Below are 6,461 nucleotides of genomic sequence, written 5' to 3'. Positions count from 1 at the left end.
CCACCGGCTTTGACGGCGCGTCTTATAGCACCGACGATTGCTCATAAGAAGCCGCACTTGACGCCAGCGGTCTCGAGTCGCAGGGGACTCCGCTCAGAGCCACTTCGTGTCGGGGCTGATCACCGGTTCCGGCTCGGCCGACAGCGCCGGCAGCACGTCCTCGATCCGGTCGACCACGGTGAACAGCTTGCGGTGCGCCGGCTGGGCGAACCCCTGGGCGATCATGTGGTCCAGCAGCTCCTCCAGCGCGTTCCAGTAGCCGTCGACATTGGCGACGACGACCGGCTTGTCGTGGAGGCGGAGCTGCTTCCACGTCAGGATCTCGAAGGTCTCGTCCAGGGTGCCCAAGCCGCCGGGCAGCACGACGAAGGCGTCGGAGCGGTCGACCATCATGCGCTTTCGGGTGTGCATGCTGTCCACCACCAGCAGCTCGGTCAGGCCGGTATGCTCGACCTCCAGCACCTGGATGTGCTCGGGGATGATGCCGACCACCGAGCCGCCGGCCGCCAGGGTGGCATCGGCGACGATCCCCATCAGGCCGACGCGGCCGCCGCCATAGACGAGCTGGTGACCGTTCTGGCCCAGCAGCGTGCCGAGCTGGTGGGCGGCATCCTTATAGGTGTCGCTGACCCGGCTCGACGAGCCGCAATATACGCAAACTGAAAAGACGTCCTTCATTCCATCACCTTTGCGGACCGGGGCGGCCGGGCGCCTGTTTCCAGGCCACCCGCCGCCCACGGTCGATCCGTCCGTCACGCCCAGCGTCTCATGGTCGAGCGCTTACGCCAAGCGCCGGCGTGACGCTCCGTCGCATCAACACGCTTGAGGGATATCCGCTCCCGGCCTTTCGCGCCATGAGTGCCGCCGGCGTGTCCCCATAAGGTGCGACATGGTTTCGGCGAAGATTATTTCGGCGGACAAGGCGGTGGCTATTGACGTAACTTGTTTGCAATCTGATCTGGACTGAATAACCATCCGATCGTCCAGCGGCGGAATTGGCGGTTTCGTTCCGGTCTGCCGACGGACAGGAAGCGGGGCGGCTGTGCAGAGAGCGCTCATCATCGGTGGCATCGGCGTCGCGTTCCTGGGCGCGGCGCATATCCTGACTTCGGTCGATCGGGCCGATCCGCCCGGCGTGCCGTCCCTGACCACCCCGATCCAGACGAACACCGTTACGGCGAATCTCCAGTTGAAGCCGGACCCGCTCCGGCATGGCGCGCCGCCCATGCCGCCTTCGCTGGAGACGGCCCCGCAGATCCCGGCGGCATCCAGGCTTCCAGTCAGTCCCATGCCCACCGCTCCCATGCCCACCTTCGATGTCGTCCGGGTCAATCCGCAGGGCAATGCCGTGATCGCGGGCCGGGCGGAGCCCCATGCCCTCGTCACCGTCCTCGACGGCGGCCGCCCGATCGGGCGGACGACAGCCGACCAGCGCGGCGAATGGGTGCTGCTTCCGGAAGACAGCCTCGCGCCCGGCGGACGCCAGCTCAGCCTGTCGTCGAAGCGAACGGATGCGGACGAAGCCGTGCAGTCGCATGACGTCGTCGTTCTGGTCGTGCCGGAACCGGCGAAGGACGTCGCCGGCCAGCCGGCGTCCGACCGCTCCGGCGCGCTGGCGCTGGCGGTCCCCAGGGACGGCGCCAGGGACGGCGGCAACGCCCCGGCGCTGCTCCAGGCGCCCCCGGCGGCCGGAAAGCGCATCGCCTCTTCCGGCAATGCCATCCCCGCCCTGGGCGCGGCCCCGCTTCCCCCGGGCGGCGTCACGGTCGACGTCGTCGACTACGGCGCCGATGGGCGCGCCGGCATCGGCGGACGGGCGCCGCCGAACGCCCGGATCCAGGTCTACCTCGACAACGTCCTGATCGGCCACGCCGTTTCCGGCGAGGATGGGCGCTGGGGGTTGACCCCCGACCAGCCGGTCCGGCCCGGCCGCTATACCCTGCGCGCCGACCATGTCTTGGGCGGCGGCCGCGTCAGCGCCCGCGCCGAGATCCCGTTCCAGATGGCCGACCAGTCGGCGCAGAACCAGGCGGCGCAGAACCTGCCGGCCGGCCAGAACATCGTGGTCCAGCCCGGCGCCAGCCTGTGGCGGATCGCCCGGCGCACCTACGGCGACGGCGTCCGCTTCAGCGTGATCTACGAGGCGAACCAGTCCCAGATCCGCGACCCCGACCTCATATATCCCGGCCAGATCTTCACCGTCCCCCAGGTAAACTGACCCCTGACTTCCCGACCCCCGTCTCAGAGGAAGTCGGACAGGATGCGCAGATAGGGCCGGACCTCCTGGAGGAACTGGACTGTTTCGTACACCACGCCGGTCACGTCGATATGTTCCTCGACGTGCGACTCGCCGATCACCAGGATCTTCTGCCCGCCGTCGACCACGAAGCAGGACCGCGCCAGATGCTGCGTCGCGCGCAGGATCGCCAGGATGTCGCGCCGGCGCTGGGGCGACTGCGCCGTATAGGGCACATAGCCAAGCTCCGCCCAGATCCGGAACCGGCTGCCGTCGCCGACCGGATCGATCGAGACGTGGTACAGCACGTCGTCGATCGCGAAACGCTGTTTCGACGGGGCAGGGGTGGCGGCGATGCCGAGCAGGCCGTCCGCGTTGATGTGGACGGTGCCCAGCCGGAGCGGCAGGGCGGCCTGGGAAACTTCAGCAAGAGGCTGCATGTCGATCACTCGCCTGTCCCGCAAAACACCGCTCGGGAAAAGAACCGGTCGGGAAAAGAACCGGTCGGGAAAAGAAATGGCCGCATCACCCGCGGCCGTGGCGGAGCAGAATCACGTTTCGCGACTTAATATGCGGTAAATGCGCCGTCCGAACCGGTAGCGCTGGTTTGCATCCGCGCTCCGGTGCCATAAGTAACGGGGTCCGGCGCATTCCGCCGGACCCCGACCCGGTATCCGACCGTCCGGCGCCAATCGCCGCCAGCACATCGCAGGAACAAGCCTCCGACCATGTCCGCACTGCAATCCGTCGTCGTTCCGATCAACCGGGCCGGTTGGCCCTTCATCGCGGTATTCGCCGCGGTCACCGCCGTCCTGGCCTTCGTCGCCCAGCCGCTGGGCTGGGCCGGGGCGATCCTGACCGCGTGGTGCGTCTACTTCTTCCGCGACCCCGACCGCGTGGTGCCGTCCCGTCCGGGACTGCTGGTCAGCCCGGCGGACGGGACGGTCCAGATGATCGTGCCGGCGGTGCCCCCGAAGGAGCTCGGCATGGGCGACCAGCCCCGCCTGCGCGTCAGCATCTTCCTCAACGTCTTCAACGTCCACGTCAACCGGACGCCCGCCGCCGGCACGGTGGAAGCCGCCGCCTACCACAAGGGCAAGTTCCTCAACGCGGCGCTGGACAAGGCGAGCGAGGAGAACGAGCGGATGGCGATCCGGCTGCGGCTGGACGACGGGCGGGAGATCGCGTTCGTCCAGATCGCCGGCCTCGTCGCCCGGCGCATCATCTGCCACCTCAAGCCGGGCCAGACCGTCGCCGCCGGCGAGCGCTACGGCCTGATCCGCTTCGGCAGCCGGACCGACATCTACCTGCCGGACGGCGTCCATCCCCAGGTGATCGTCGGCCAGACGACCATCGGGGGCGAAACCATCATCGCCGACCTGAATTCGACCGAGCCGGCACGGCTCGGGGAGGTGCGCTGACATGACCAACCGGAGCGAACGTCCCCGCCGCCGGAGCCGGCCGCCGCGCCTGCGCGGGCTGTCGATCAACCGCATGCTGCCGAACATGCTGACCATGCTGGCGCTGTGCGCCGGCGTCACCGCCATGCGGTTCGCCATCCAGGGCCGGTTCGAGGCCGCCGTGGTGTCGATCATGGTGGCGGCCGTGCTCGACGCGCTGGACGGCAGGATCGCCCGCCTGCTCAACGGCCAGAGCAAGTTCGGCGAGGAGCTGGACAGCCTGTCCGACGTGGTCAGCTTCGGCGTCGCTCCGGCCATCACCCTGTACCTGTGGGTCCTTGCCGGGGCCGGCACGCCGGGCTGGATCGCTGTCCTGGCCTTGAGCGTCTGCGCGGCGCTGCGGCTCGCCCGGTTCAATTCCAAGTTGGGCGACAGCGACCTGCCGCCCTACGCCTACAACTATTTTACCGGCGTGCCGGCTCCGGCGGCGGCGGGTCTCGCACTGCTGCCGCTGGTGTTCTCGTTCGAGGCCGGAACCACCGTGTTCGGCCATCCGCTGTTCGTCGGTGTTTGGGCGGGCGCCATCGCGTTGCTGATGGTCAGCCAGCTGCCGACGTTCTCGTTCAAGGGCGTCCGGGTCCCGCAGAAATTCGTGATCCCGGTCCTGGCCGGCGTCGGCCTGATCGCCGCCATGCTCGTCAGCACGCCGTGGCTGACGCTGTCGCTGATCGGCATCGCCTACCTCATCAGCCTGCCGTTCAGCTACCGCCAGTACCGCCGTCTGAGGATCGAGGCGGAAAAGCTTCATGCATCCAACGCCGCAATGGCGCCCGACCTCCCCGAAGGCGACACCGCGGACGAGGACGAAGCAGGGCCGTTCTCCCCGGAAATCCGTATACCCCACGCCCCTCCAGGCCATGCTCGACGCCCGCCTGCGCCGCCTGATCGACCCGCCGCTGGACCGGTTCGGCGCCAGCCTCGGTCGGCGCGGGATCGGTGCGGATGCCGTGACGCTGGCCGGCTTCGCGGTCGGCGCCGCGTCCTTCCCGGCGCTGGCAGCCGAGGCCTATGGCCTCGCCCTGCTGCTCATCCTGCTCAACCGCGCGATGGACGGCCTGGACGGCGCGGTGGCGCGCCATGCCGGAACCACCGATTTCGGCGGCTACCTGGATATCGTCTGCGACTTCCTGTTCTACTCGGGCGTGGTGTTCTTCTTCGCGGTCGGACGGCCGGAACAGGCGCTTCCCGCCGCCTTCCTGATCTTCAGCTTCGTCGGCACCGGATCGTCGTTCCTGGCCTATGCGGTCTTCGCCGCCAAGCGCGGCGTGACCACCAGCATCCGGGGGACCAAGTCCCTCTATTATATCGGCGGCCTGACCGAGGGGACCGAGACGATCGCCCTGTTCGCGTCATTCTGCCTGTTCCCCGACGCCTTCGCGTGGCTGGCCTGGGGCTTCGGCGCCCTGTGCTGGATCACCACCGCCGCCCGGATCGCGGCGGCGTCCGGCGCCTTCCGCCCCTAGCAAGCGGCCTCTCCAGCAAAAAGCACGCTGGCGTAGGTCGGGCCTCTTCAGCCCGCCATCCAACGTTCCAGACCCACTGCCCTCATCCCTGGACGCAGTTATAGGCCGCAACCCTGCTGTTGCGGGACTCGTTCTCGTATCGCTCCACCAGGGCCGCATTGCTCCCCCAGGTCCGGCAGACCCCGTCCGCGTCGGCATCGATCGCCTCTTCCGACGCGCTGTCCACCGGATGGGTGATCGTGATCGCCGCCGGCCTCCGCGTCGGCGGCTCGTCCGGCCCGGCGCACGCGGCCAGCGCCAGGACTCCCAGGATCAGACCCGCTGCCGGCGCCCGCACCGCTCAGGCGCCTTCGCCGAACGACTCGGGCGCCACCTCGACCAGATCGCCGCGCCCCTCCAGCGCCTCGACGATCTTCTGCCAATGCTCCGCACCGGGCAGGTCGAGCGTCACCGTCGTCAGACCCTTCTCGCCGGAATGGCTGGCGGTCTGCCCGGTCTGGCCGAAACGCTGGCCCAGATCCTCGAGCACGGAGCTTTCCAGCCCCTCGTTCCGCTCGCCTTCGTAGCTGTAGATGATCTTCATGGACGCTCTCCCTTATCCGGTCTTCAGTCCCGCCCGTGAACCTCGGCCGGCGGACTGGTCGCCTCGACGGCGGTGAAACTCTCCAGGATCTTATATGTGTGCTCGGCGCCCTTCGGCACCGTCCAGCTGTCGCCCGGCTCCAGCTTTACCATCTGTCCTTCCAGATGAAGCTCGGCGCTGCCGGAGATGACGTAGCCGACCGTCTCGTAGTCGCGGCGGGACGGCGGCTTGGCCTCGGCCGGCTGTTCGTCCTGCCACAGGCGCATCGACAGGGATTTGCCGGACGCCAGATATTTCTGGCCCTGCTCGCCCTTGGGAGAATGGGCGGAATCGATCTTCTTCACGGTCGTATCGGCCATGGGGCCTCCTGGGTCTGATGGGATCGGGCGGGTGTCCGGATAGCGTCCGGACCCTGACGACAACATGACCCGCCCGGCGTGGTTCCCCCCTCAGCCGACCGTGACCCGGTCGAAGTCCGCCGCCACCCGCGCGTTCCCGAACTCCGCCCTGGCCTCGGCCTCCACCAGACCCTTGGCGTACCGGTTGGACTGATGGTTCAGCCAAAGCTGGCCGGCCCCGGCCTCGCGCGCCAGCCGCGTCGCCTGACCGACGGTCAGATGGCTCCGCGCCTCCGCCTTGTCGGCGTCGGCGTTCAGGAAGGTCGCTTCGATCACCAGCAGGTCGACGTCCCTGACATGCTCCGCCAGACCCTCGATGGT

The 6,461-nt window shown here is 68.4% G+C and carries 8 protein-coding genes and 2 pseudogenes; 4 read left to right on the top strand and 6 right to left on the bottom strand.

Going from position 1 to position 6,461, the window contains the following annotated elements:
- Positions 1-93: 93 nt before the first annotated feature.
- Positions 94-678: an LOG family protein gene (locus tag AC5JJ6_RS35810; protein WP_496046610.1), complete on the bottom strand. Its 585-nt coding sequence runs from the start codon at positions 676-678 to the stop codon at positions 94-96.
- A 364-nt stretch (positions 679-1,042) separates the two neighbouring features.
- Here AC5JJ6_RS35810 and AC5JJ6_RS35805 point away from each other — a divergent pair, with 364 nt between their 5' ends.
- Positions 1,043-2,218, top strand: a complete 1,176-nt coding sequence (locus AC5JJ6_RS35805) for a LysM peptidoglycan-binding domain-containing protein (RefSeq protein ID WP_496046609.1) — start codon at positions 1,043-1,045, stop codon at positions 2,216-2,218.
- A gap of 23 nt (positions 2,219-2,241) precedes the next feature.
- Here the strand turns inward: AC5JJ6_RS35805 and AC5JJ6_RS35800 are convergent, their stop codons facing one another.
- Positions 2,242-2,676, bottom strand: coding sequence for a hypothetical protein (locus AC5JJ6_RS35800; protein WP_429646690.1), 435 nt, complete (start codon positions 2,674-2,676; stop codon positions 2,242-2,244).
- A gap of 264 nt (positions 2,677-2,940) precedes the next feature.
- On the opposite strand from AC5JJ6_RS35800, the pseudogene AC5JJ6_RS35795 reads away from it, so the two are divergent.
- The 3 genes and pseudogenes from AC5JJ6_RS35795 to AC5JJ6_RS35785 all read left to right on the top strand — a co-directional run.
- Positions 2,941-3,657 (top strand): annotated as a pseudogene (locus AC5JJ6_RS35795) (phosphatidylserine decarboxylase); the annotation flags it as partial.
- 1 nt (position 3,658) lies between these two features.
- Positions 3,659-4,345: pseudogene (pssA, locus tag AC5JJ6_RS35790) on the top strand (CDP-diacylglycerol--serine O-phosphatidyltransferase); the annotation flags it as partial.
- 97 nt (positions 4,346-4,442) lie between these two features.
- The gene (locus tag AC5JJ6_RS35785) at positions 4,443-5,159 is read left to right on the top strand and encodes a CDP-alcohol phosphatidyltransferase family protein (protein ID WP_496046608.1); all 717 of its coding nucleotides are present in this window, start codon (positions 4,443-4,445) and stop codon (positions 5,157-5,159) included.
- An 82-nt stretch (positions 5,160-5,241) separates the two neighbouring features.
- Here the strand turns inward: AC5JJ6_RS35785 and AC5JJ6_RS35780 are convergent, their stop codons facing one another.
- The 4 genes from AC5JJ6_RS35780 to AC5JJ6_RS35765 form a co-directional block, all read right to left on the bottom strand.
- Positions 5,242-5,496 (bottom strand): hypothetical protein, encoded by a 255-nt coding sequence (locus AC5JJ6_RS35780; RefSeq protein ID WP_496046607.1) that lies wholly within the window; start codon positions 5,494-5,496, stop codon positions 5,242-5,244.
- 3 nt (positions 5,497-5,499) lie between these two features.
- On the bottom strand, positions 5,500-5,742 hold the full coding sequence (locus tag AC5JJ6_RS35775; RefSeq protein ID WP_496046606.1) for a hypothetical protein: 243 nt from the start codon (positions 5,740-5,742) through the stop codon (positions 5,500-5,502).
- A 23-nt stretch (positions 5,743-5,765) separates the two neighbouring features.
- On the bottom strand, positions 5,766-6,101 hold the full coding sequence (locus AC5JJ6_RS35770; protein ID WP_496046605.1) for a cupin domain-containing protein: 336 nt from the start codon (positions 6,099-6,101) through the stop codon (positions 5,766-5,768).
- A 90-nt stretch (positions 6,102-6,191) separates the two neighbouring features.
- Positions 6,192-6,461, bottom strand: a 270-nt coding sequence (locus AC5JJ6_RS35765) for a hypothetical protein (protein ID WP_496046604.1), incomplete at its 5' end; no start/stop codon positions are given.

It is taken from the genome of Skermanella sp., assembly GCF_059503625.1.
The sequence above is the reverse complement of the archived record's forward strand: the minus strand, read 5'-3'. Positions and strand labels throughout refer to the sequence as shown.